We start from the raw sequence: 25,424 nt of genomic DNA, 5'->3' as shown, positions 1-25,424 counted from the left end.
GGTCAAACCAGCACCCGCTCGATGCCGCCGCTATTGGCCGCGGCCACGTACTCGGGCAACCACTGCTCGCCCAGGATCTGGTTCGCCATCTCGACCACGATGTAGTCGGCTTCGAGCAGGCCGTTGTCCAGGTCGTTGCCGTACCGGGAGAGCCCCTGCAGGCAGCTCGGGCAGCTGGTGAGGATCTTCACGTTGCCCTTCGCCTCGACCTTGCCGCTGTCGCGCAACTGGGCTTCGCCCTTTTTCAGCTCCTCCTCCTTGCGGAAGCGGATCTGCGTGGAGATGTCGGGCCGCGTCACACCCAGCGTGCCGGATTCGCCGCAGCAGCGGTCGTTCTTCAGCACGTTGTCGCCGACCAGGGCCTTCACCGTCTTCATCGGGTCCTGCAGCTTCATCGGGCTGTGGCAGGGGTCGTGGTACAGGTAGCCACCGCCGCTCGCCGCGCCCAGCGTGATGCCCTTCTCGAGCAGGTACTCGTGGATGTCGATGATCCGGCAGCCCGGGAAGATCTTGTCGAACTGGTAGCCCTGCAACTGGTCGTAGCAGGTGCCGCAACTCACCACCACGGTCTTGATGTCGAGGTAGTTCAGCGTGTTCGCGACGCGGTGGAAGAGCACGCGGTTGTCCGTGATCATCTTCTCGGCCTTGTCGAACTGGCCGCTGCCGCGCTGCGGGTAGCCGCAGCACAGGTAGCCGGGCGGCAGCACCGTCTGCACGCCGGCGTGCCACAGCATCGCCTGCGTCGCCAGGCCGACCTGCGAGAACAGGCGCTCCGAACCGCAACCGGGGAAGTAGAAGACCGCCTCGGTCTCGGCCGTCGTCGCCTTCGGGTTGCGGATGATCGGCACGTAGTCGGCATCCTCGATGTCGAGCAGCGCACGCGCCGTCTTCTTCGGCAGCCCGCCGGGCATCTTCTTGTTGATGAAGTGGATGACCTGTTCCTTGATCGGCGCCGGGCCGAGCGTGGCCGGCGGCGCCGCGGTCTGCTTCTTGGCCGGCAGCCGGAAGAAATCGTTGGCCAGGCGCTGCGCCTTGAACCCGATGTCGACCATGCCGACCCGCATCGCCTTGATGGTCGACGGGTTGGTCGCGTTCAGGAAGAACATCGCTGCCGCGTTGCCGGGGCGGAAGCTCTTCTGCCCCATCTTGCGCAGCAGGTTGCGCATGTTCATCGACACGTCGCCGAAGTCGATCTTCACCGGGCAGGGGGAGAGGCACTTGTGGCAGACGGTGCAGTGGTCGGCCACATCCTCGAACTCTTCCCAGTGCTTGATGCTCACGCCGCGCCGCGTCTGCTCCTCGTACAGGAAGGCTTCGACCAGCAGCGAGGTCGCGAGGATCTTGTTGCGTGGGCTGTAGAGCAGGTTGGCGCGCGGCACATGGGTGGCGCAGACCGGCTTGCACTTGCCGCAGCGCAGGCAATCCTTGACCGAATCGGCGATGGCACCGATGTCGCTCTGCTGCATGATCAGCGACTCGTGGCCCATCAGGCCGAAGCTCGGCGTGTACGCATTGGTCAGGTCGGCGTGCAGACCGTGCGAGGCCGGCGTTTCGGCACGCAGCAGCTTGCCCTTGTTGAAGCGCCCTTCCGGGTCGACGCGCTGCTTGTAGTCGGTGAAGGGCTGCAGTTCGGCGTCCGTCAGGAATTCGAGCTTGGTGATGCCGATGCCGTGCTCGCCGGAGATCACGCCGTCGAGCGAGCGCGCCAGCGCCATGATGCGCACCACGGCGGCATGCGCGCTCTGCAGCATCTCGTAGTTGTCGCTGTTGACCGGGATGTTCGTGTGCACGTTGCCGTCGCCCGCATGCATATGCAGCGCGACCCACACGCGGCCCTTGAGCACGCGCTGGTGGATGGCGTTGCACTCGTCCAGGATCGGTGCGAACTCGGCGCCGGTGAAGATCTGCTGCAACGGCGTACGGATCTGCGTCTTCCAGCTGGCGCGCAGCGAATGGTCCTGCAGCTGCGGGAACAGCGCATCGACGTCTTGCAGCCAGCCGGCCCACAGCGCGCGCACGTCCTGCACCAGCGCAATGGCCTGCGCCACGCGGTCTTCCAGCAGCTCCGCCGACGGGATGTCGTTGGCGTCGTCGGTCTTGCCCAGCGGCAGGTTGCCGCGGGCGAAGAAGGCTTCCAGCGCATCGGCGAAGGCCAGCTTGTTCTGCAGCGACAGCTCGATGTTGATGCGCTCGATGCCGTCGGTGTACTCGGCCATCCGCGGCAGCGGGATCACCACGTCTTCGTTGATCTTGAAGGCGTTGGTGTGGCGGCTGATGGCGGCCGTGCGCTTGCGGTCGAGCCAGAACTTCTTGCGCGCCTCGGGGCTGATGGCGATGAAGCCTTCGCCGCTGCGCGAATTGGCGATGCGCACCACTTCCGACGTGACGCGGGCCACGGCGTCGGCGTCGTGGCCGGCGATGTCGCCGAACAGCACCATCTTGGGCAGCCCGCCGTGCTTCTTCGACTTGGTCGCGTAGCCGACCGCCTTCAGGTAGCGGTCGTCCAGGTGTTCCAGGCCGGCCAGCAGCACGCCCGAGCGCTTCTGCTCGGCGAACATGAAGTCCTTGATCTCGACGATGCTCGGCACCGCATCCTTCGCGTTGCCGAAGAACTCGAGGCACACGGTGCGCGTGTGCGCCGGCATCTTGTGGACCACCCAGCGGCAGCTGGTGATCAGGCCATCGCAGCCCTCCTTCTGGATGCCCGGCAGACCCGAGAGGAACTTGTCGGTCACATCCTTGCCGAGGCCCTCCTTGCGGAAGGTCTTGCCGGCGATCTCCAGGCGCTCGCTGCGCAGCTTGGTGCGGCCGTCGGCGGCGAAGTACTGCAGGTCGAACACGGCGCTGTCGACGTCGTGGATCTTGCCGAGGTTGTGGCCCACGCGCGTGACCTCGAGCCATTCGGCCTGCGGCGTCACCATGCGCCACGAGGCGAGGTTGTCGAGCGCGGTGCCCCACAGCACGGCCTTCTTGCCGCCGGCGTTCATCGCGACATTGCCGCCGACGCACGAGGCTTCGGCCGAGGTTGGGTCGACCGCGAACACATAGCCCGCGCGCTCGGCCGCATCGGCCACGCGCTGCGTGACCACGCCGGCCTCGGTCCAGATGGTCGGCACCGGGTCGTCGAGACCCGGCAACGCAATCAGCTCGACCTCGGTCATCGCCTCGAGCTTCTCGGTGTTGATGACCGCGCTGTTCCAGGTCAGAGGGATGGCACCGCCGGTGTAGCCGGTGCCGCCGCCCCGCGGGATGATCGTCAGGCCCAGCTCGATGCAGCCCTTGACCAGCCCCGCCATCTCGGCCTCGGTGTCGGGGCACAGCACGACGAACGGATATTCAACGCGCCAGTCGGTCGCGTCGGTCACGTGCGACACGCGCGAGAGGCCGTCGAATTTGATGTTGTCCTTGGCGGTCAGCCGGCGGAAGGCGCGGGTGGCCTTGCGGCGCAGCGCGGCCACGTCGCGGAACATGGCGTCGAAGGTGGTGATGGCCTGCGCGACCAGCGCGGTCAGTTCGCCGACCAGCAGGTCGCGCTGCGCATCCACGTCGGGGGTACGGCGCTTGCCGACCTCGGTCAGCCGGTGATTGAGCGCATCGACCAGTTGCCCACGCCGGCGCGGGTTGTCCAGCAGGTCGTCGACCAGGTAGGGGTTGCGCTGCACCACCCAGATATCGCCCAGCACCTCGTACAGCATGCGGGCCGATCGCCCGGTGCGGCGCTCGTCGCGCAGCGATTGCAGCAGCGTCCAGCCGCGTTCGCCGAGCAGGCGAATGACAATCTCGCGGTCGGAGAAGCTGGTGTAGTTGTACGGAATCTCGCGGAGTCGGGCGGGCTCTGCGGCCTGCGTCAACAACGCAGTCAGCGCGATCGGAGCGTTCATCGGGGAGCAGCCTCGGCAGGACGCTGCGCGCCCTTGAACCGGGCCGGCGATTTTAAGTCAGCACTGAGCGAAGCGCTCGCGGGTCAGAAAAGCACGCGGCTGCGGATCGTGCCCGGCACCTGGGCCAGCTTTTCCTGGGCCAGCTCCGACGACGCGGCGTCGATGTCGGTCACCACGTAGCCCACCTTCTCGTTCGTCTGCAGGTACTGCGACGCGATGTTGATGTGGTTGTCCGCGAACACCTGGTTGATGGCCGACAGCACCCCGGGCACGTTGTGGTGGATGTGCAGCAGGCGGTGCTTGCCCGGGTGGGCCGGCAGTGCCACCTCGGGGAAGTTCACCGAGGTGATGGAGGTGCCGTTGTCGCTGTACTTGACCAGCTTCTCGGCCACCTCGCCGCCGATGTTGGCCTGCGCCTCCATCGTCGAGCCGCCGATGTGTGGCGTCAGGATCACGTTGTCCAGGCCGCGCAGCGGCGACTGGAACTCCTCGTTGTTGCTGCCCGGCTCGACCGGGAACACGTCGATCGCGGCGCCCCAGAGCTTCTCGCTCTTGATGCCTTCGGCCAGCGCGTCGATGTCGACCACCGTGCCGCGTGCGGCATTGATCAGGATGCCGCCTTGCTTCATCGCGGCAATCTCGGCCGGGCCGATCATCCACTTCGTGGACGGCAGCTCGGGCACGTGCAGGCTCACGATGTCGCTCTGGGCGAGCAGGTCGTGCAGCTGCGGCACCTGGCGCGCATTGCCCAGCGGCAGCTTGCTCACCACGTCGTAGAAGGCGACGTGCATGCCCAGCCCTTCGGCCAGCACCGACAGCTGGGTGCCGATGGAGCCATAGCCCACGATGCCCAGCGTCTTGCCACGGATCTCGTGCGAATGGGCGGCCGACTTCATCCAGCCACCACGGTGCACCAGCGCGTTCTTGGCCGGGATGCCGCGCAGCAGCAGGATCGCCTCGGCCAGTACCAGCTCGGCCACCGACCGGGTGTTGGAGTACGGCGCATTGAAGACCGCGACGCCGCGTTCGCGCGCCGCGTTCAGGTCGACCTGGTTGGTGCCGATGCAGAAGCAGCCGACGGCCACCAGCTTGGGCGCGGCCGACAGCACGTCGGCCGTGAGCTTGCTCTGCGAGCGGATGCCCAGGAAATGCACGTCGGCCAGCTTGGCCTTCAGTTCCTCCCCCTGCAGCGCCTTCGGCAGCATCTCGATCTGGGTGTAGCCCGCGCCGCGGAGGACCTCCACCGCCGAGGCATGGATGCCCTCGAGCAGGAGGAACTTGATCTTGCTTTTGTCGAGGGAGGTCTTGCTCATGGCGGTCATGAAGGCCCCCGACAGGGCTCGGAGGCAGAGCCGAAAAACGAAGCGGAAATGCTAGCATGGTGCAGCGCAGCACGCTTAAGGGGCGCCGTCGGGCACAGGGCACCAAAAGGGTTTCCCCGCTTGGTCGCCCCCCCGCCCATGCGTCAAATGTGACGCGGCTGTGTCACACGCGGTCCCTAGCATTCGCGCTTTCCACGCTTCCCCTATTCCCCTTCAGGAGTCTTCATGCAATTGAAAACGCTCGCCTTGACCATGGCGCTCGCGACCACCCTCGCCACCGCGGCCCAGGCCCAGACCGAGATCCAGTGGTGGCACTCGATGACCGCCGTCAACGGCGAGTGGGTCAACGACCTGGCCAAGCAGTTCAATGAAAGCCAGAAGGACTACAAGATCGTGCCGACCTACAAGGGCACGTACGACGAATCGATGACCGCATCGATCGCCGCCTTCCGCGCCGGCAATGCACCGCACATCCTGCAGGTGTTCGAAGTGGGCACCGCCACGATGCAGGCCAGCAAGGGCGCGATCATCCCGGTCGGCCAGGTCATGAAGGACGCGGGCGAGAAGTTCGACCCGGCCGCCTACATCCCCGCCGTGGCCGGCTACTACACCGCGCCGAACGGCCAGATGTTGAGCTTCCCGTTCAACAGCTCGACGACGGTCTTCTACATCAACAAGGACGCCTTCAAGGCCGCCGGCATCGACACGACGAAGTTGCCGTCGACCTGGCCCGAAGTGGCCGCCGCCGCCGCCAAGCTCAAGGCCAGCGGCCACAAGTGCCCGTTCACCACGGCCTGGCAGGGCTGGACCCAGCTCGAGAGCTTCTCGGCCTGGCACAACGTCGAGTTCGCGACCAAGAGCAACGGTCTGGCCGGCCTCGACGCGCGCATGAAGATCAATTCGCCGCTGCACGTGCGCCACATCGAGAACCTGGCGAACATGTCCAAACAGGGCCTGTTCATCTACAAGGGCCGCGGCAACGTGCCCGAGGCCTCCTTCGTGTCGGGCGAGTGCGCCATGATCAACACGTCGTCCGGTTTCTACGGCAACGTCGCGAAGAACGCCAAGTTCGCCTATGCGGTCGCCCCGTTGCCCTACTACCCGGACGTTCCCGGCGCACCGCAGAACACCGTGATCGGCGGCGCCAGCCTGTGGGTCATGTCGGGCAAGAAGCCGGCCGAGTACAAGGGCGTGGCCAAGTTCTTCAGCTTCATCTCGCAGCCTGACGTGCAGTCCGCCAGCCACAAGCGCACCGGCTACCTGCCGGTGACGACGGCCTCGTACAAGCTCACCGAGGACTCGGGCTTCTACAAGCAGAACCCCGGCACCGACGTGGCCGTGACGCAGATGATCCGCAAGGTCACCGACAAGAGCCGTGGCATCCGCCTGGGCAACTACGTGCAGATCCGCGCCATCGAAGACGAAGAACTCGAACAGGTCTGGGGCGGCAAGAAGACCGCCAAGGAAGCGCTCGATGAGATCGTCAAGCGCGGCAACGAACAGCTCGAACGCTTCCAGAAGGCCAACAAGAGCTGAGCCATGAAGCGGCCTCGGCCGCAGTAGACTCGCCCCGCCGCGCTTTCGAGCCCGGCGGGTTTTCTTTATCCAGGGTTCCTATGGAAAAACGCGTCTTCTTCCGCTCCGGCTGGCTGCCGTGGCTTCTGCTGACACCACAGATGCTGGTCATCCTGGTGTTCTTCTTCTGGCCCGCAGCGCAGGCGCTGTTCCAGTCGCTGCAGCAGCAGGACCCCTTCGGCACCTCGGTCGAATTCGTCGGCCTGGACAACTTCCGGCAGCTGTTCGACGACCCGAGCTACGTCGAGTCGTTCAAGACGACTGCGCTGTTCTCGGTGCTGGTGGCCGGCATCGGCATCAGCCTGTCGCTGATGCTCGCCGTGTTTGCCGACCGCGTGACCCGTGGCGCGACCTTCTACAAGACCATGCTGATCCTGCCCTACGCGGTGGCACCGGCCGTCGCGGCCGTGCTGTGGGTCTTCATGTTCTCGCCGTCCCTGGGCGTGGTGGCCTATGCGCTGGGCAAGCTCGGCATCGACTGGAACCACCTGCTCAATTCCGGCCACGCCATGACGCTGATCGTGATGGCTTCGGTGTGGAAGCAGATCTCGTACAACTTCCTGTTCTTCCTGGCCGGGCTGCAGTCGATCCCCAAGTCGCTGATCGAGGCCGCCGCTATCGACGGCGCCCGCCCGTGGCGCCGCTTCTGGACGGTGCAGTTCCCCCTGCTCTCGCCCACCACCTTCTTCCTGCTGGTGATCAACGTCGTCTACGCCTTCTTCGACACCTTCGCGATCGTCGACGCGGCGACCCAGGGCGGCCCGGGCAAGGACACGGCGATCCTGGTCTACAAGGTTTATTACGACGGCTTCAAGGCCATGGACCTGGGCGGATCGGCCGCGCAGTCGGTCGTGCTGATGCTGATCGTCGTCGCACTGACCGTCGTCCAGTTCCGCTACGTCGAGAAGAAAGTGAACTACTGAGATGGTCGAAAAACGCGGAACCCATGGGATCCTGGCGCATGTGGTGATGGTGCTGGGCGTCCTCATCGTCGCCTTCCCCCTCTACCTGGCCTTCGTCGCCTCCACGCACACCGCGCAGGAGATCGTGCAGGCGCCGATGCCGCTGCTGCCCGGCAGCAACTTCATCGACAGCTACAAGGGCGCGCTGTTCGGCCGGGCGTCGGCGGCGGGCTCCAACGCGCCGGTGGCCCACATGATGTGGGTCAGCTTCGTGACCGCCATGGTCATCTCGATCGGCAAGATCACGATCTCGCTGCTGTCGGCCTTCGCCATCGTCTACTTCCGCTTCCCCTTCAAGAAGATCTGCTTCTGGGCGATCTTCGTGACGCTGATGCTGCCGGTGGAAGTGCGCATCCTGCCGACCTACCAGGTGCTGTCGGACCTGAACCTGCTGAACACCTACGCGGGCCTCACGGTACCGCTGATCGCGTCGGCCACGGCCACCTTCCTGTTCCGGCAGTTCTTCCTGACGGTGCCCGAGGAACTCACCGAGGCCTCGCGCATGGACGGCGCAAGCCCGATGCGCTTCTTCTTCGACGTGCTGCTGCCGCTGTCGAAGACCTCGATCGCGGCGCTGTTCGTGATCCAGTTCATCTACGGCTGGAACCAGTACCTCTGGCCGCTGCTGGCAACGACCGGCGAGGACATGTACCCGGTGGTCGTGGGCATCAAGCGGATGATCGCCGGCGGCGACGGTCAGAACGAATGGAACGTCGTGATGGCTACCGCCATCCTGGCGATGCTGCCGCCTGCGCTGGTCGTGGTGCTGATGCAAAAGTGGTTCGTCAAGGGCCTGGTTGATACAGAGAAATAAAACGAGATTCGCATGGCTGCTCTTTCCCTTCGCAACGTCATCAAGCGCTACGGCGTCGGCCCCAAGGCCAACCAGGTCATCCACGGCGTGAGCGCCGAGATCGCCGACCACGAGTTCATCGTCATCGTCGGGCCTTCGGGCTGCGGCAAGTCGACGCTGCTGCGCATGGTCGCCGGGCTGGAGGAAGTCTCCGCTGGCGAGATCCGCATCGGCGACCGCGTGGTCAACGACCTCGAGCCGTCGGAACGCGACATCGCCATGGTGTTCCAGAACTACGCGCTGTACCCGCACATGAGCGTGTTCGACAACATGGCCTACGGCCTGAAGATCGCCAAGGTGCCGGTGCCCGAGATCAAGACGCGGGTCGACAAGGCCGCGAAGATCCTCGAGCTCGGCCACCTGCTCGAGCGCAAGCCGCGCGAGCTGTCGGGCGGCCAGCGCCAGCGCGTGGCCATGGGCCGCGCGATCGTGCGCCAGCCGCAGGTCTTCCTGTTCGACGAGCCGCTGTCGAACCTCGACGCCAAGCTGCGCGCGCAGACCCGCATCGAGATCCAGAAGCTGCACCGCGAGCTGGGCATCACCTCGCTCTTCGTCACGCACGACCAGGTCGAGGCGATGACGCTGGCGCAGCGCATCATCGTGATGAACGGTGGCGTGATGGACCAGTTCGGCACGCCCGAAGAGGTCTACAACCGCCCGGCGACGACCTTCGTCGCCAGCTTCATCGGCTCGCCGCCGATGAATCTGCTCAAGCACGCACCGGGCGTGCGCCCCGGCCACATCCTCGGCGTGCGGCCCGAGCACCTCAAGCTCGACCAGACCGGCTGGACCGTGCAGGTCGAGCACGTCGAACTGCTGGGCGCCGAGCGCCTGGTGTACGGCCGCATCGGCGACGAGCAGATCATCATGCGCACCGACGCGGTCGACCACCCCCCGACGGCCGGCGACACGGTGCACATCTCGGCACCGCAAGACCGCCTGCACTGGTTCGACGCCGGATCTGGAAAACGTGCTGCCTGACGATGCGCGCTGACTGGCCCTACCCCCGCTGGGTCGCCCACCGCGGCGCCGGCAAGCTCGCGCCGGAGAACACGCTGGCGGCCTTTCGGCTGGGCGCACAGCACGGCTACCGCATGTTCGAGTGCGACGCCAAGCTGAGCGCCGACGACGTGCCCTTCCTGATGCACGACAGCACGCTGGAGCGCACGACCAGCGGCCACGGCGTCGGCGGCGACCAGCCCTGGCACGCGCTGTCGCAACTCGATGCCGGCAGCTGGCACTCGCGCGCCTACGCCGGCGAGCCGCTGGCCACGCTGGAGAACGCCGCGCGCTTCTGCCTGCACAGCGGCTTCCTGCTGAACATCGAGATCAAGCCGACGCCCGGCGCCGAGCGTCGTACCGGGGAAATCGTCGCGCGCGATGCGCAGCGGCTGTGGGCGGACCAGGCGATCCCGCCGCTGCTCACCTCCTTCAAGACCGACGCGCTGGCCGGCGCCCGCGACACGGCGCCGGGGTTGCCGCGCGGCCTGCTGCTCGACACCCTGTGGGACGGCTGGCTCGCTGCGGCACGCGACCTGGGCTGCGTGGCCATCGCCTGCAACCACGCGCTGTGGGACGTGCACACCGTCGCGCAGGCCCGCGACGCCGGGCTGCGCACGTTGAGCTACACGGTGAACGACGAATGGGCAGCCGAGCGGCTCATCGCCCTCGGCACCGACGGCATCATCACCGACCGGGTCGACCTGTTCAGCCCGACCCGCTGAGCGATCGGCCTCGCTGCCGCCGGTAGCGTTCTGTCACGGGCCGGGCTTCCATAATCGGCCCGATGACATTCTTTCCACGCTGGCTCGCGGCCTGGCTTCTGGCGGCGCTGCTCGCCACCGCTGGCGCCGCCTGGGCGCAATCGACGACGACGGCTGCCGCAGCACCGGCGGCAGACAGCAGCGCCCCGCTCGACCCCGAAGTGACCGTGCCCGCGCTGCGCGCGCGGCTCGACAAGATTCCCGAAACGGTCGAGCGCAACGAGGACATCACCGCCTTCGTCACCGAGACGCAGGACATCGTCACCCTCGCCCAGCGCTTCGTGGCCTCGCGCTCGGGGCCGCTGGCCGACCTCAACGCCCGCCTCGGCGAACTGGGCGCGGCACCGCCCAAGGGCACCGCGGAAGACCCCGACATCACCCGCCAGCGCGCCGCGCTGGAGAAGGAGCGCAACGCGCTCGATGCGGACATCCGCCTGGCGCGGCTGGTGTCGGTCGACGCCCAGCAGCGCGCCAGCGACCTGCGGTCGCAGCGCCGCGCCCTGTTCGAGGCACGGCTGCTCGAGCGCTCGCACTCGCCCCTGAGCGGCGCTTTCTGGCGCGGCATCGCCACCGCCTGGCCGACCGACAGCGACCGGCTGAAGTCGTTCGCCACGGAAGTGCGCACCGGCGCCTCGACCGCCTTGCGCGGCGAGCACGGCGGCACGGTCATCGCGGTCCTCGTCGGCGCGCTGCTGCTGGCCTTCGTCGGCACCTGGGCCACCGAGCACGCGCTGACGCAGCTGGCGTCGCGGGTCTTTCCGAAGGGCCGCCTGCGGCGCTCGTTGCTGGCGCTCAGCACGGTGGTGGCGACGGTGTTCATCGTCGGTCTGGCGGCGCAGTGGGCCTGGCAGTCGCTGCAGGACGCGGGCGATTGGGGCCCGATGGCGGAGCGCCTGGGCGAGGCGGTGGCCCGCTTCGCGCTCTTCGTGGGCTTCGTGATCGGCCTAGGACGGGCGCTGCTGGCACAGCGCCGCCCGTCCTGGCGGCTGCCGCCCATGGCCGACGGCATGGCCGCGCGCATGGCCTTCTTCCCGTGGCTGATCGCCGGCGTCAGCACATTGAGCTGGCTCACCACGCAGGTCATCACGATCATGGATGCCAGCCTCGCGGCCACCGTGGTCACGCATGCGGCGAGCGCGCTGACGCTGACCGCGCTCACGGCCATCATGGTGATGCGGCTGCGCCTGCCCGAGGCCGATCTCGGCACCGCCGACACCGGCAAGCCGGTCGACGCCAAGCGCACGGAATCGCCGGCCGATGCGGCCGAGCCGCTGCCGGAACGGCCGCTCTGGGTCGGCCTGCTGACCGGCGGCGTCGCGGCGGTGCTGATCGCGATCTGCGTGCTGGTGGCTGTCGGCTACGTGTCGCTGGCCAGCTTCATCGCCAGTCAGCTGGTCTGGACCGGCGTGGTGGCGGCGGCGGCCTACCTGCTGTTCAAGTTCTTCGACGACCTGGCGATGGCGCTGCTGTCCTCGCGCAGCAACGTGGGCCAGCGCCTGCAGAAAAGCCTGAACGCGGCGCCGACGACCCTCGACCAGGCGGCGGTGGTGCTGTCAGGCGTGCTCCGCGTCACGCTCTTCTTCTACCTGGTCATCGCGCTGCTGGCGCCGCTGGGCACCACGCCCGACGAGCTGTTCCAGCGCAGCGGGCAGGTCGGCGCCAGCCTCAAGGTCGGGCAGTTCGAGCTGGTGCCGGGTGCGCTGCTCGGCGCGCTCGGGGTGCTGGTCATCGGCTTCGTGGCGCTGCGGATCTTCAAGCGCTGGCTGGACAACAGCTACCTGCCGAGCACCACGCTCGAGCCGGGCATGCGCAGCTCGCTCACCACGCTGCTGGGCTACGTCGGCGGCATCCTGGTGATCGCCTCGGCGCTGTCGGCGCTGGGCATCGGCGTCGAGCGCATCGCGTGGGTGGCCAGTGCGCTGTCGGTGGGCATCGGCTTCGGCCTGCAAGCCATCGTGCAGAACTTCATCTCGGGCCTGATCCTGCTGGCGGAGCGGCCGGTGAAGGTGGGCGACTGGGTGGTGCTCGGCACCGCCGAGGGCGACGTGCGGCGCATCAACGTGCGCGCCACCGAGATCCAGCTGGGCGACCGCTCGACGCTGATCGTGCCCAACTCGGAATTCATCACGAAGACCGTGCGCAACATGACGCTGGCCAACGCCGAAGGCCGCGTGCTGATCCGCCTGCCGATGCCGCTGACCACCGACGCCAACCGGGCGCGCGAGGTGCTGCTGGCCGCCTGCAGTGCGCACGACGGCATCCTGCCGATGCCCGCGCCGTCGGTGATGCTCGACGGCATCGAGAACGGCTTCCTGATCTTCCAGGTGATCGCGTACGTGCAGAGCCCGCGGCTGGCCGGCGGCGTGCGCAGCGACCTGCTCTTCAGCATGCTCGACGGGCTGAAGCAGGCCGACCTGCCGCTGGTCGCCTACGCGGCACCGCCGCCGCCGCAGCCCACCGTGCCGGGCGAGCCGCCGCCGGTCACGGCCGCGCTGCCGCCCACGGCCTAGCGCCGGTAGCCACCCGCAACGAACCACTGGACGGTGCCGCACACCACCACCAGGGCGGCGTAGGTGGCCATCTTCCCGTCGCGGCCGAAGTACACGAGGCCAATGGCCAGCACGGCGACGCCCGCGATGAAGTTGATGGTCAGTTGCGTCCAGAAGCCGGGCGATCCGGCCTGCCGGCGCAGCAGCCATCGCGCGGCCAGCACCAGGGTCAGCGCCATGAAGAAGGCGGGCGCGACGAAGTTGAGCAGGTGGTCGATGAAGGCGAGGGGCGGCATCTGGGACAGTGAATCGGGACATGCCGCAGCGGCGGGGCGGGACTTGCGCGGCGTCAAACGGCGCGGCGCTCCACAAATTTTATAATCGCGGTCTATGTCAGTCTGGGCCCTCGGGTTGAACCACACGACCGCGCCGCTCGACCTGCGCGGTCGTTTCGCGTTCGCGCTCGACCAGATCGCCCCGACGCTGCAGAGCCTGCGCACCTCTTTCGCCTCCGGCCGGCACCCGGCCGTCGAGGCGGCGATCATCTCCACCTGCAACCGCACCGAGATCTACTGCGCCGCCGAGCATGCCGCCGCGCTGGACCACACGGTCGGCTGGCTGGCTGAAAGCGGCGGCGTCTCCCCGGCCCTGCTGCGCTCGCACGCCTACACCCTGCACGACGACGCCGTGGCGCGCCATGCCTTCCGGGTGGCCAGCGGGCTCGACTCCATGGTGCTGGGCGAGGCCCAGATCCTCGGTCAGATGAAAGACGCCGTGCGCGCCGCCGAAAGCGCCGGCGCGCTCGGCAGCACGCTCAACCAGCTGTTCCAGCGCTCCTTCGCGGTCGCCAAGGAAGTGCGCACCGCCACCGAGATCGGCGCGCATTCGATCAGCATGGCCGCCGCCGCGGTGCGCCTCGCGGGCCAATTGTTCGAGGACATCAAGGAAACGCGGGTGCTCTTCGTCGGCGCGGGCGAGATGATCGACCTGGCCGCCACGCACTTCGCCGCCAAGGAGCCGAAGTCCATCACCATCGCCAACCGCACGCTCGAGCGCGGCGAGAAGCTGGCCACGCGCTTCGGCGGCACCGCCATGCGGCTGGCCGACCTGCCCGCGCGGCTGGCCGAATTCGACATCGTGGTGAGCTGCACCGCCAGCACGCTGCCGCTGATCGGCCTGGGTGCGGTCGAGCGCGCGCTCAAGCAGCGCAAGCATCGCCCGATGTTCATGGTCGACCTGGCCGTGCCGCGCGACATCGAACCCGAGGTGAAGGCGCTGGAGGACGTGTACCTCTACACCGTCGACGACCTCGCCCAGGTGGTGCAACAGGGCCAGGCCAACCGCCAGGCCGCCGTGGCGCAGGCCGAGGTCATCATCGACGCCGGCGTGCAGAACTTCATGCACTGGCTGAGCCAGCGCGGCACCGTGCCGCTGATCCAGCAGCTCAATGCGCAGACCGACGAATGGCGCGCCGCCGAACTGGCCCGTGCGCGCAAGCTGCTGGCCAAGGGCGAATCGGTCGACGCGGTGCTCGAAGCCCTGTCGCGCGGCCTCACGCAGAAGATGCTGCACGGCGCGCTGGCAGAACTGCACGCCGGCGATGCCGCCGCGCGCGAGCAGACGGCGCAGACCATCTCGCGCCTGTTCCTGCGCAGCGAACCGCGCAAAGAGCGTTAGCGACGCCGGTTCGCTGGGTGGCCCGCAGCGGCCGCCGCTCCCCGCGCTCCCAGTTGCCCATGGCGACGCCCTTCTCTTTCTTCTGGCCGTTCTCTCCGTGAAACCCTTCCTGCGCCACCAACTCGAGCGCTATGCGCAACGCCTCGGCGAACTGGACTTCCTGCTCTCGCGCGAGGACATCATGTCCGACATGGCGCAATACCGCGTCATCTCGCGCGAGCATGCCGAGGTGACGCAGATCGCCGGGCGCTATGCGCGCTACCAGCAGCGCGAGGCCGACCTGGCCGGGGCGCGCGAGATGCTCGACGACCCCGACATGGCGGAGATGGCGCAGGAAGAAATCACCGGCGCCGAAGAGGAATTGCTGAAGCTGGAAGACGAGCTGCAACGCCTGCTGCTGCCCAAGGACCCGGACGACGCGCGCAACGCCTTCCTGGAAATCCGCGCCGGCACGGGGGGCGACGAATCCGCCCTGTTCGCGGGCGACCTGCTGCGCATGTACACGCGCTACTTCGAGCGCGCCGGCTGGCGCTGCGAGGTGGTGAGCGAGAGCGAGAGCGAACTGGGCGGCTACAAGGAAGTGGTGGTCCGCGTGGTGGGCGACGACGTGTTCGGCCAGCTGCGCTTCGAATCCGGCGGCCACCGCGTGCAGCGCGTGCCGGCCACCGAGACGCAGGGCCGCATCCATACCAGCGCCTGCACGGTGGCGGTGCTGGCCGAGCCCGACGAGACGGTGGCGGTGCAGATCAACCCGGCCGACCTGCGCATCGACACCTACCGGGCCAGCGGCGCCGGCGGCCAGCACATCAACAAGACCGACTCGGCGGTGCGCATCACGCACATCCCGACCGGCATCGTGGCCGAGTGCCAGGACGACCGCAGCCAGCACCGCAACAAGGCCAAGGCGCTGCAGGTGCTGTCGGCGCGCATCCAGGAGAAGGACCGCAGCGAGCGCGCCGCCAAGGATGCGGCGCTACGCAAGGGCCTGGTCGGCAGCGGCGACCGCAGCGACCGCATCCGCACCTACAACTTCCCGCAGGGCCGGCTCACCGACCACCGCATCAACCTCACGCTCTACAAGCTGCTGTCGATCATGGAAGGCGACCTGGGCGACGTGCTGGCCGCCCTGCAGGCCGCGCGCGAGGCCGAGCAGCTGGCCGAGCTGGAATCGAGCCTGCCGGCATGACTACGGCACCGGACACGGTCGCCCAAGCCTTGCGCGCAGTCGCCGCGCTTGGCCTCGACCGCCTCGACGCCCAATTGCTGCTGCTGCACACGCTCGGCCGGCCGGTGCACGATCGCGCCTGGCTGCTGGCCCATGACGGCGACGCGCTGCCGGCTGACGCCTGGCCGGCGCTGGCCGCCCTGTGCACGCGCCGCCGGGCGGGCGAGCCGGTGGCCTACCTGCTGGGCGAAAAGGAGTTCCACGGCCTGTCGTTGCAGGTCGACGCCCGCGTGCTGGTGCCGCGGCCGGATACCGAGACCCTGGTCGACTGGGCGCTTGAAGTCGTACAGGGATGCGTGCGCCCGAAGGTGCTCGACCTGGGCACCGGCAGCGGCGCGATCGCCTTGGCGCTGCAGCATGCGCGGCCCGATGCCCAAGTCGACGCGGTCGATGCCAGCGCCGACGCGCTGGCCGTGGCGCGTGCCAATGCGCGGCGGCTGGGCCTGGCGGTGCGCTTCGCCCAGGCCGACTGGCTGGCGGGCGCTGCGTCGGGCTACGACCTGATCGTCTCCAACCCGCCCTACATCGCCGCGGGCGACCCGCACCTGCCAGCATTGGCGCACGAGCCCGCAGCGGCGCTGGTGTCCGGCACCGACGGGCTCGACGACATCCGCCGCATCGTCGCCGACGTGCCGGCCCACCTCGCGCCCGGCGGCTGGCTGCTGCTGGAGCATGGCCACGACCAGGCCCCCGCGGTGCGCGCGCTGCTGACCGCGGCCGGCCTGGAGGCGGCGCAGTCGCGCCCCGACCTGGCCGGCATCGAACGCTGCTCCGGCGCACGGCGCGCCGGGGCTTGACCCCCACCGGCGGCGGAGAAACCGCTGCAGTGAAATAATCCCCTCAGCCCAATCCAGGAGTCCCCACCATGCCCGACGCTCAGCAACGCATTGACGACCTCGTCAAGACCAACGACATCGTGCTCTTCATGAAGGGCAACGCCAGCTTCCCCATGTGCGGCTTCTCCGGCCGTGCGATCCAGATCCTCAAGGCGGTCGGCGTCGACACCAAGGCGCTCAAGACCGTCAACGTGCTGGACGACCAGGAGATCCGCCAGGGCATCAAGGAATACAGCAACTGGCCGACCATCCCGCAGCTCTACGTCAAGGGCGAATTCGTCGGCGGCTCGGACATCATGATGGAGATGTACGAGTCCGGCGAACTGCAGCAGGTGATCAGCGCGCCCGCCTGACGCGCCGCACGGCTGTCGCGAACACGGGAAAGCGCGAAAACATCCACATCCGATCGTGTCCGGCACGCCTTATGCTGTGTTGGACTGTCCGCAATCGGAGGTGTTCATGGATTCCCGCTCGTCCCACGACCTGGTCCCTGCTTCGTCGTCATCATCGTTCCAGCTGCCTGTAGCGCAGCTGCGCAGCGTGTTCCAGCCGCACGACGTCGAACGCAAGCTCGCCAAGCTCCCCGATCGCGATCACGAGCACCTGCGCAGCACCTACGAACGCATGCTCGAACGCGGCCCCGACCGCTTCCAGGTCAAGCCCAGCGGCGTGCCGGACATGGCGTCGCTGTACGCCCAGCTCCCCAACTTCACCGATGTGCTCGACGACGTGCGCCGCCACGTCGCCCTGGCGCAGGACAGCCGCGACGGGCTGGAAGTGACCCCGATCCTGCTGCTCGGCCCGCCGGGCATCGGCAAGACCCATTTCGCCAAGAAGCTGGCCGACCTGCTGGGCACCGGCATGTCGCTGGTGCCGATGAGCTCGATGACGGCCGGCTGGCTGCTGTCGGGCGCGTCGTCGCAATGGAAGGGCTCCAAGCCGGGCAAGGTCTTCGAGGCGCTGGTCGACGGCCAGTACGCCAACCCGGTGATGGTGATCGACGAGATCGACAAGGCCGGCACCGACGCCCAGTACGACCCGCTCGGCGCGCTCTACAGCCTGCTGGAGCACGACACGGCGCATGCCTTCGTCGACGAGTTCGCCGAGGTGCCGATCGACGCCAGCCAGGTGATCTGGATCACCACCGCCAACGACGCGCGCGGCATTCCGGAGCCGATCCTCAACCGCATGAACGTGTTCGAGGTCGAGGCGCCGTCGCACGAGGCCGCCCGGCAGATCGCGCGGCAGCTCTACGCCGCAATCCGCGCCGACCACGACTGGGGCCGTCTCGTGTCGCCGGAGCCGAGCGACGACGTGCTCGATCACCTGGCGGCCGTGGCGCCGCGCGAGATGCGCCGCGCGCTGATGACCGGCTTCGGCAATGCGCGCCTGGCACACCGTGAAGACGTGCAGGTCGACGACCTGCCGCGCAGCGCCACGGGCCGCAGCCGCATCGGCTTCGTGCAGTAAGGCGAGCGTCACGGCGGCAGGCGCCCGCCGTGGCACCATTGGCGGTTCCCGCGACCGCCATGACCCTCACCCAAAGCCTGCTCCTCATCGTCGTGCTCATCGCCCTGAGCGCCTTCTTCTCGCTGGCCGAAATCACGCTGGCCGCCTCGCGGCGCCTGCGGCTGCGCCAGATGGCCGACGAGGGCGACGTGCGGGCCGAGCGCGTGCTGTGCGTGCAGGCACAGCCCGGCCACTACTTCACCGTGGTGCAGATCGGCCTGAACGCCGTCGCAATCCTCGGCGGCGTGGTCGGCGAAGGCTCGCTCAGCCCCTACTTCGCGCGGCTGTTCGACCTGTGGTTCAGCCCCGACACGGCGCAGGCCGCAGCCTTCGCGGCCTCCTTCGTCACCATCATCGCGGTCTTCCTGGTGTTCGCCGACCTGTTCCCCAAGCGGCTGGGCATGAACAACCCGGAGCAGCTCGCGGTGCGCATGGTCGGGCCGATGCAGGTGCTCATCACCACCTTCATGCCGCTGGTGTGGCTCTTCACCCGCAGCACCGACCTGCTCTTCAAGCTGCTGGGCATGCCGGCCCACCGCGACGAGCAGATCACCTCGGCCGACATCCTGGCCATGACGGAAGCAGGTGCCCGCGCCGGCGTGCTGGCGGTGCGCGAACAGCAGGTGATCGCCAACGTGTTCGAGCTCGACACCCGGCTGGTGAACAGCGTGATGACCTCGCGCGACCGCATCGCCTGGTTCCAGAAGGACGACCCCGAATCGGTGCTGCGCGCGCGCATCGTGGCCGAGCCCTTCTCGGCCTACCCGGTGTGCGACGGCGACATCGACCACGTGCTCGGCTACGTCGACGCCAAGGACATGTTCCAGCGCGTGCTGAGCGGCCAGCCGCTGGCGCTCGACCAGGGCGTGCCCCTGCACAAGGCGCTGGTGGTGCCCGACCGGCTGTCGCTCACCGAAGTGCTCGAGCAGTTCCGCCATGCGCACGAGGACTTCGCGATCATCGTCAACGAGTACAGCCTGGTGGTCGGCGTGATCACGCTGAACGACGTGATGAGCACGGTGATGGGCGACCTGGTCGGCCCGCAGGACGAGGAGCAGCAGATCGTGCGGCGCGACGAGAACTCCTGGCTGATCGACGGCGTGACGCCGATCCAGGACGTGCAGCGCGCGCTCGACCTCGACGCGCCCCTGCCCCATGCCGACGAGTACGAGACGCTGGCCGGCTTCCTGATGGTGATGCTGCGCCGCGTGCCCAAGCGCACGGACAGCGTGAGCTGGGGCGGCTACACCTTCGAGGTGATGGACGTGGACAGCTACCGCATCGACCAGGTCATGGTGACCGACGTCGAGGGTGCGGCTCAGGCGGTGGCGCGGTCGCTGAAGGCATAGATGCGCTGGTTGGCGAAGACGGCGTCGGGGTACGGCGCACGGCCCCGGCTGCCGTTGTAGCGGCCCAGCGTCATGAACAGGTCGCCGCGCTCGCGGTCGAGGTAGTGGCGCAGGATGACGCAGCCGAAACGCAGGTTGGTCTGCATGCGGAACAGCGTGGCCGGATCGCCGTCGCCGATCACGCGCGTCCAGAAGGGCATCACCTGCATGAGCCCGCGCGCGCCGGCGCTCGACACGGCGAACTTGCGGAAATTGCTCTCGACCTGAATCAAGCCCAGAACCAGGCTGACCTCGAGTCCCGAGCGCCTGCTTTCGTACCAGATGGTCTGCAGCAGCTCGATGCGCTCCTGCGCGCCCGGGATCTTCTTCTTGAGCCGCTCGCTCATCGCGCCCAGCCAGCGCAGGTAGGCCAGGCGGGCCTCGGTGTGGGCGAACTCCGGCACCGGCGGCGCCTTGTTGTGGATGGCCGAACTGAGCGCATTGCGCACCGAGTCGATCAGCGGCTCCTCGATCTGCGCACCGGCCAGGGCCCGGCGCGGCAAGGCCAGCGCCAAGGCGCCGGCCGTGGCGCCGCCGATCAGCAGCCGGCGGGACAAGGGCGAGCCTCGGTCCGCCGCCGGCTTCATCATCATGCAGCGAGCTTGGATTGCAGGAAGCTGAGCGCGGCGGCAGACGGCACCTTGGTCGCCGCGGTGTCGCGCCGGTGCTGGTACTCGAACTGGCCTTCCTTGAGGCCGCGGTCGGAGATCACCAGGCGGTGCGGCACGCCAATCAGTTCCCAGTCGGCGAACATCGCGCCGGGACGCTCGCCGCGGTCGTCGAGCAGCACATCGACGCCGGCGGCCAAGAGCTGCTCGTGGAGCGTTTCGGCGGCGAGCTTCACCTCGGCGCTGCGGTCCATGCCGATCGGGCACAGCACGACGGTGAACGGCGCCAGCGCGTCGGGCCAGATGATGCCGCGCTCATCGTGGTTCTGTTCGATGGCCGCGGCCGGCAGGCGCGTGATGCCGATGCCGTAGCAGCCCATCTCGAGGAACTGCGGCTTGCCGCCTTCGTCGAGGAAGGTGGCGTTCATGCTCTTGCTGTACTTGGTGCCGAGCACGAAGACGTGGCCGACCTCGATGCCGCGCTCGATGGCGAGCACGCCCTTGCCGTCGGGCGAGGCGTCGCCGGCCACCACGTTGCGGATATCGGCCACCAGCGTGGGCTCGGGCAGGTCGCGGCCCCAGTTCACGCCGGTCATGTGGAAGTCGACCTCGTTGGCGCCGGTGGTCCAGTCGGACATCGCGGCGACCTCGCGGTCGGCCACCAGCGTGACCGGCTGCTTCAGGTTCAGCGGGCCGAGGTAGCCGGGCTTGCAGCCGAAGTGGTCGTCGATCTCGGCCGTGGTGGCGAAGCGGAAGCCCTGGTCCAGGCCCGGCAGCTTGCCCACCTTGATCTCGTTCATGTCGTGGTCGCCGCGCAGCAGCAGCAGCCAGACCTTCGAGCCCGTGATGTTGCCGGCGTCGTCCAGCACATCGGTCGCCAGCACCAGCGACTTCACCGTGGTCGCGAGCGGCACGCCGAGCAGCTCCGCCACGTCGGCGCAGGTGCTCTTGCCCGGGGTCGGCGTCTTGGCAAGCGGCTTCGTGGCAGCGCCACGCGGGGCGGTCGGCGCCAGCGCCTCGGCCTTCTCCATGTTCGCGGCGTAGTCGCTGTCGGGGCAGTAGACGATGGCATCTTCGCCGGTGGCGGCGATCACCTGGAACTCCTCGCTCAGGTCGCCACCGATGGCGCCGCTGTCGGCCGCCACCGCGCGGTAGGTCAGGCCGAAGCGGTCGAAGATGCGGCGGTAGGCCTGCGCCATGGCCTGGTAGCTGAGCTTGGCCGCGTCGAGGTCGCGGTCGAAGCTGTAGGCGTCCTTCATGGTGAACTCGCGGCCACGCATCAGGCCGAAGCGCGGGCGGCGCTCGTCGCGGAACTTGGTCTGGATCTGATAGAAGTTGCGCGGCAGTTGCTTGTAGCTGCGGATCTCCTGGCGGGCGATGTCGGTCACGACCTCTTCGCTGGTCGGCTGCACCACGTAGTCGCGCTCGTGCCGGTCCTTGATGCGCAACAGCTCGGGGCCCATCTTCTCGAAGCGGCCGGTCTCCTGCCAAAACTCGCCCGGCTGCACCACGGGCATCGTCAGCTCGACAGCGCCCGCCCGGTTCATCTCTTCGCGCACGATGGCCTCGACCTTGCGGATCACGCGCAGGCCCATCGGCATGTAGGTGTAGATGCCCGCGCCGAGCTTCTTGATCATGCCGGCGCGCATCATCAGCCGGTGGCTCGCGACTTCGGCGTCGGCCGGCGCTTCCTTCAGGGTGGAGACAAAGAAACGGGAAGCTTTCATCGGTCGCGCTCGAAAGGGGTAACGGAAATGGGGGGTGTCGGCGGGCTGCCGCAGGAACCGCTCACTTGCCGAGTGTGACCCGGCAGGCATAATCGACGCAGTTCAAAAATTGGGGTTTGATTATGCTCGACCGGGACGGCTTCAGGCCCAACGTCGGCATCATCCTGCTCAACCAGAGAAACCAGGTTTTCTGGGGCAAACGCATACGCACCCACTCCTGGCAGTTTCCGCAAGGCGGCATTGATCGCGGCGAGAGTCCCGAGCAAGCCATGTTCCGGGAACTGCACGAAGAAGTGGGGCTCCATCCGGAGCATGTGCGGATCGTCGCCCGTACCCGTGACTGGTTGCGCTACGAGGTGCCGGATCGGTTCATCCGCCGAGACGCACGAGGCCACTACAAGGGCCAGAAGCAGATCTGGTACTTGCTCCAGCTGGTCGGTCACGACTGGGATCTCAACCTGCGTGCCACCGACCATCCGGAATTCGATGCCTGGCGATGGCACGACTACTGGGTACCACTCGATGTGGTGGTCGAGTTCAAGCGCGGCGTCTACGAGATGGCGCTGACCGAGCTCGCACGCTACCTGCCCCGGCAGGACTTCCGCAACCGCTTCCTGCGCAGCAATGTGCGTACGCGCGACTTCGACCATCAAACGCCCGACGCCGGACCGGCGCATCACTTCGACCTGCCGCCGGGCGCCAGCTTCGACCCGGATCCCAATGCCAACACCGCCACTGACCTCCCCCCGCCGCCCGATCCGTTTCATGCGCCGCGCTAGTCGCGCCTTCGCCCTGGCCTGCCTGCTCGGCGCCGCCGGCGGCGCGTCGGCCCAGCTGTTCGAGAACCCGGAGTGGAAGGAAAGCGCGGTGCCGCCGCCCCCGGCTTTCGACGAAAGCCGCCTGGTGCCGATCGAGATGCCCCGCTACATGACGCTGAAGTTCGGCGTCGACCCGGCCACCATCGCCATCACCGGTGACGGCGTGGTGCGCTACGTCGTGGTGGCGAACAACAAAGCCGGCGGTGCGACCAATGCCTTCTACGAAGGCGTGCGCTGCGCCACCGGCGAGATGAAGTCGTACGCGCGCTACGGCAGCAATGGGTGGGACGTGCTGCCCAACCCGGAGTGGAAGAAGATGTTCACGCTCAATTCGAGCTATACCCTGCTGCTGTCGCAGCAAGGCATCTGCCGCGGTGCGGCACCGCGCGGTTCGGTCAACGAAATGGTGCAGCGGCTGAAGAATCCGCTGCCGGAAGTGCAGTAACGACCGTTCAGCGCGTCACCGCCATCAGGACCATGTTGTCCCGATGGACCATCTCCGGCTCGGCCGCGTAGCCGAGCAGACGCTCGAATTCGCTGGACGGCTTGCGGCACAGCATGCGCGCCTCGGCACTCGAATAGTTGGCCAGGCCGCGCGCGAGCTCGACGCCGTTCGGGTCGCGCACGGCAATCACGTCGCCGCGAGAGAACTCGCCCTCGACGCCCGTCATGCCGATCGGCAGCAGGCTCTTGCCTTCGCTGCGCACCTTGCCGGCCGCGCCGGCGTCCACCGTGACCGAACCGCGAAGTTGCAGGTGGTCGGCCATCCAGCGCTTGCGCGCCTGGTGCTTGGCGGTCTGTGCGACCAGCAAGGTGCCGATCGGTTCGCCGCGCACCAGGCGCAGCAGCGCGTCGGGTTCGCGCCCCCAGGCGATCACCGTCGATGCACCCGACCCCGCGGCCCGCTTGGCGGCCAGGATCTTGGTGATCATGCCGCCGCTGCCGATGGCCGAACCCACGCCGCCGGCCATCGCCTCGAGTGCCAGGTCGCCGGCCAGCGCCTCGTGCACGAACTGCGCATCGGGGTGCTTGCGCGGGTCGGCCGTGTAGAGGCCCTTCTGGTCCGTCAGGATGACCAGCGCATCGGCCTCGACCAGATTGGCCACCAACGCGCCGAGCGTGTCGTTGTCGCCGAACTTGATCTCGTCGTTGACCACCGTGTCGTTCTCGTTGATGACCGGCACCACGCCGAGCCCGAGCAGCGTGAGCAGCGTGGAGCGCGCATTCAGGTAGCGCTCGCGGTCGGCCAGGTCGGCGTGCGTGAGCAGCACCTGCGCGCTGCCGACGCCGTTCTCGCGCAGCTTGGTCTCGTACATCTGCGCCAGGCCCATCTGGCCGACGGCGGCTGCGGCCTGGAGCTCGTTCACCTCGCGCGGCCGGGTGCGCCAGCCGAGGCGCTTCATGCCTTCGGCGATGGCGCCGCTGGAGACCATCACGACCTCGCGCCCGTCGCGCATCAGGGCGGCCAGCTGGCGGCACCATTCACCGATCGCCTGCTCGTCGAGCCCACGGCCCTCGTTGGTCACCAGGCTGGAGCCCACCTTGACGACGATCCGCCGCGCGTCGCGCAGTGCGTTGGAACCGGGACTGGAGCTCATGAGGGTCTGTCGATGGTCGGAGGTGAAGCGGTGGCGGTACCGCGCGAGACCGCCGTGTTCAGGCGAAGCGCGGATCGATGTCCGCCGGCGGCTGCTCGGCCACCTGCTGCGCCTTCACGTGCTGGTAGATCGCCTGCACGAGCGGCTCACAGCCTTCGCGCGTGAGTGCCGAGATCTCGAACACCGGGCCCTTGAAGCGCAGGCGCTTCACGAAGTCCTTGACGCGCGCGGCGCGCTCCTCGCCGGGCACCATGTCGAGCTTGTTCAGCACCAGCCAGCGCGGCTTCTCGTACAGCCCGGCGTCGTATTTCTTCAGCTCGCCGACGATCGCCTTCGCCTGCGCGACCGGGTCGACGTTGTCGTCGAACGGCGCCAGGTCGATCACGTGCAGCAACAGGCGCGTGCGCTGCAAATGCCGCAAAAACAGATGGCCCAGCCCGGCGCCTTCGGACGCACCCTCGATCAGGCCGGGCAGGTCGGCCACGACGAAGCTCTGCTCCGGCCCGACGCGCACCACACCCAGGTTCGGGTGCAGCGTGGTGAAGGGGTAGTCGGCGATGCGGGGACGGGCATTGGAGATGGCGCTGATCAGCGTCGACTTGCCGGCGTTGGGCATGCCCAGCAGACCGACGTCAGCCAGCACCTTCAGTTCGAGCTTGAGGCTCTTCTTATCGCCCGGCCAGCCCGGTGTTTTCTGGCGAGGGGCACGGTTGATGGCGCTCTTGAAGCGCATGTTGCCGAAGCCGCCGTCGCCGCCCTTGGCGATGGTGATCATCTCGCCCGGCACCAGCAGTTCGTACAGCACCTCGCCGGTTTCGGCGTCGGTGATGATGGTGCCGACCGGCATCTTCAGGACGATGTCGTCGCCGGCAGCGCCGAACATGTCGGAGCCCATGCCGTGCTGGCCGCGCTTGGCCTCGTGCCGGCGCGAGTAGCGAAAGTCGACCAGCGTGTTGAGGTTGACGTCGGCCACCGCGAAGACATGGCCGCCGCGTCCGCCGTCCCCGCCGTTGGGGCCACCGAATTCCTTGTATTTCTCATGACGGAACGACACGCAGCCGTTGCCGCCATCGCCGGCGGCGATGTCGATGAAGGCTTCGTCGACGAACTTCATGGGATGTCCAGTTTACAAACGGGAGGCCGGCTTGCGGCGGAGAGGTAGAAAACGAAGAAGCCCCGACAAGCGGGGCTTC

General features: G+C 67.9%; 21 protein-coding genes. 14 read left to right on the top strand and 7 right to left on the bottom strand.

From position 1 onward, the window contains the following. Window positions 1-2: 2 nt before the first annotated feature. The gene (locus tag ACSFA2_RS01515; RefSeq protein WP_435453543.1) at window positions 3-3,881 is read right to left on the bottom strand and encodes a DUF3683 domain-containing protein; all 3,879 of its coding nucleotides are present in this window, start codon (window positions 3,879-3,881) and stop codon (window positions 3-5) included. 83 nt (window positions 3,882-3,964) lie between these two features. Beyond that, window positions 3,965-5,194 carry a phosphoglycerate dehydrogenase gene (gene serA, locus ACSFA2_RS01510; protein ID WP_435453542.1) on the bottom strand — a complete coding sequence of 410 codons (1,230 nt, stop codon included), beginning with the start codon at window positions 5,192-5,194 and terminating at the stop codon, window positions 3,965-3,967. A gap of 234 nt (window positions 5,195-5,428) precedes the next feature. On the opposite strand from serA, the gene ugpB reads away from it, so the two are divergent. The 6 genes from ugpB (at window position 5,429) to ACSFA2_RS01480 (ending at window position 12,866) form a co-directional block, all read left to right on the top strand. Further along, window positions 5,429-6,739, top strand: a complete 1,311-nt coding sequence (ugpB, locus tag ACSFA2_RS01505) for a sn-glycerol-3-phosphate ABC transporter substrate-binding protein UgpB (protein WP_435453541.1) — start codon at window positions 5,429-5,431, stop codon at window positions 6,737-6,739. Between the two features lie 80 nt (window positions 6,740-6,819). Then, window positions 6,820-7,701, top strand: a complete 882-nt coding sequence (ugpA, locus tag ACSFA2_RS01500) for a sn-glycerol-3-phosphate ABC transporter permease UgpA (protein WP_435453540.1) — start codon at window positions 6,820-6,822, stop codon at window positions 7,699-7,701. Window position 7,702: 1 nt separating this feature from the next. Continuing rightward, window positions 7,703-8,554, top strand: a complete 852-nt coding sequence (gene ugpE, locus ACSFA2_RS01495) for a sn-glycerol-3-phosphate ABC transporter permease UgpE (RefSeq protein WP_435453539.1) — start codon at window positions 7,703-7,705, stop codon at window positions 8,552-8,554. 12 nt (window positions 8,555-8,566) lie between these two features. Then, the gene (gene ugpC, locus ACSFA2_RS01490) at window positions 8,567-9,574 is read left to right on the top strand and encodes a sn-glycerol-3-phosphate ABC transporter ATP-binding protein UgpC (protein WP_435453538.1); all 1,008 of its coding nucleotides are present in this window, start codon (window positions 8,567-8,569) and stop codon (window positions 9,572-9,574) included. 2 nt (window positions 9,575-9,576) lie between these two features. Next, the gene (gene ugpQ, locus ACSFA2_RS01485; RefSeq protein ID WP_435453537.1) at window positions 9,577-10,317 is read left to right on the top strand and encodes a glycerophosphodiester phosphodiesterase; all 741 of its coding nucleotides are present in this window, start codon (window positions 9,577-9,579) and stop codon (window positions 10,315-10,317) included. A gap of 62 nt (window positions 10,318-10,379) precedes the next feature. After that, the gene (locus ACSFA2_RS01480) at window positions 10,380-12,866 is read left to right on the top strand and encodes a DUF3772 domain-containing protein (RefSeq protein WP_435453536.1); all 2,487 of its coding nucleotides are present in this window, start codon (window positions 10,380-10,382) and stop codon (window positions 12,864-12,866) included. Here the strand turns inward: ACSFA2_RS01480 and ACSFA2_RS01475 are convergent. Continuing rightward, complete coding sequence (locus tag ACSFA2_RS01475; protein ID WP_435453535.1) at window positions 12,863-13,141, bottom strand: hypothetical protein; 279 nt, start codon at window positions 13,139-13,141, stop codon at window positions 12,863-12,865. The two genes, ACSFA2_RS01480 and ACSFA2_RS01475, sit on opposite strands and share 4 nt — an antisense overlap. A 94-nt stretch (window positions 13,142-13,235) precedes the next feature. Between ACSFA2_RS01475 and hemA the strand changes: the two genes are divergently transcribed. The 6 genes from hemA to paeA all read left to right on the top strand — a co-directional run bounded on the left by hemA (window position 13,236) and on the right by paeA (window position 19,441). Beyond that, entirely contained in the window at window positions 13,236-14,522 is a 1,287-nt protein-coding gene (hemA, locus tag ACSFA2_RS01470; RefSeq protein WP_435453534.1) for a glutamyl-tRNA reductase, read from the top strand. A gap of 97 nt (window positions 14,523-14,619) precedes the next feature. After that, window positions 14,620-15,708: a peptide chain release factor 1 gene (gene prfA, locus ACSFA2_RS01465; RefSeq protein ID WP_435453533.1), complete on the top strand. Its 1,089-nt coding sequence runs from the start codon at window positions 14,620-14,622 to the stop codon at window positions 15,706-15,708. Then, a complete protein-coding gene (gene prmC, locus ACSFA2_RS01460) occupies window positions 15,705-16,544 on the top strand; it encodes a peptide chain release factor N(5)-glutamine methyltransferase (RefSeq protein WP_435453532.1) in 840 nt (279 codons plus the stop codon). Before prfA ends, prmC begins: the two co-directional genes overlap by 4 nt. Before the next feature lie 68 nt (window positions 16,545-16,612). After that, window positions 16,613-16,936: a Grx4 family monothiol glutaredoxin gene (grxD, locus tag ACSFA2_RS01455; protein WP_435453531.1), complete on the top strand. Its 324-nt coding sequence runs from the start codon at window positions 16,613-16,615 to the stop codon at window positions 16,934-16,936. Between the two features lie 106 nt (window positions 16,937-17,042). Continuing rightward, window positions 17,043-18,053 carry an AAA family ATPase gene (locus ACSFA2_RS01450; RefSeq protein WP_435453530.1) on the top strand — a complete coding sequence of 337 codons (1,011 nt, stop codon included), beginning with the start codon at window positions 17,043-17,045 and terminating at the stop codon, window positions 18,051-18,053. 59 nt (window positions 18,054-18,112) lie between these two features. Next, window positions 18,113-19,441 (top strand): polyamine export protein PaeA, encoded by a 1,329-nt coding sequence (gene paeA / locus ACSFA2_RS01445; protein WP_435453529.1) that lies wholly within the window; start codon window positions 18,113-18,115, stop codon window positions 19,439-19,441. On the opposite strand, the gene ACSFA2_RS01440 is transcribed toward paeA, so the two are convergent. Continuing rightward, window positions 19,411-20,067 carry a lytic transglycosylase domain-containing protein gene (locus ACSFA2_RS01440; protein ID WP_435454155.1) on the bottom strand — a complete coding sequence of 219 codons (657 nt, stop codon included), beginning with the start codon at window positions 20,065-20,067 and terminating at the stop codon, window positions 19,411-19,413. The genes paeA and ACSFA2_RS01440 overlap by 31 nt on opposite strands. A 2-nt stretch (window positions 20,068-20,069) precedes the next feature. After that, window positions 20,070-21,815, bottom strand: coding sequence for a proline--tRNA ligase (locus ACSFA2_RS01435; RefSeq protein WP_435453528.1), 1,746 nt, complete (start codon window positions 21,813-21,815; stop codon window positions 20,070-20,072). Between the two features lie 122 nt (window positions 21,816-21,937). On the opposite strand from ACSFA2_RS01435, the gene ACSFA2_RS01430 reads away from it, so the two are divergent. Both ACSFA2_RS01430 and ACSFA2_RS01425 read left to right on the top strand, forming a co-directional pair. Further along, entirely contained in the window at window positions 21,938-22,594 is a 657-nt protein-coding gene (locus ACSFA2_RS01430) for an RNA pyrophosphohydrolase (protein ID WP_435454154.1), read from the top strand. Further along, window positions 22,581-23,078: a CNP1-like family protein gene (locus ACSFA2_RS01425; RefSeq protein ID WP_435453527.1), complete on the top strand. Its 498-nt coding sequence runs from the start codon at window positions 22,581-22,583 to the stop codon at window positions 23,076-23,078. The genes ACSFA2_RS01430 and ACSFA2_RS01425 overlap by 14 nt, the downstream gene beginning before the upstream one ends. A 7-nt stretch (window positions 23,079-23,085) precedes the next feature. Here the strand turns inward: ACSFA2_RS01425 and proB are convergent, their stop codons facing one another. Further along, on the bottom strand, window positions 23,086-24,231 hold the full coding sequence (gene proB, locus ACSFA2_RS01420; protein WP_435453526.1) for a glutamate 5-kinase: 1,146 nt from the start codon (window positions 24,229-24,231) through the stop codon (window positions 23,086-23,088). A 58-nt stretch (window positions 24,232-24,289) separates the two neighbouring features. After that, window positions 24,290-25,345, bottom strand: a complete 1,056-nt coding sequence (gene cgtA, locus ACSFA2_RS01415; RefSeq protein WP_435453525.1) for an Obg family GTPase CgtA — start codon at window positions 25,343-25,345, stop codon at window positions 24,290-24,292. Window positions 25,346-25,424: the final 79 nt, after the last annotated feature.

Source organism: Variovorax cryoconiti, from assembly GCF_051216395.1.
Lineage (GTDB): Bacteria > Pseudomonadota > Gammaproteobacteria > Burkholderiales > Burkholderiaceae_C > Variovorax.
Note: the sequence above shows the minus strand (reverse complement) of the source record. Positions and strands in the feature narration are given on the sequence as shown.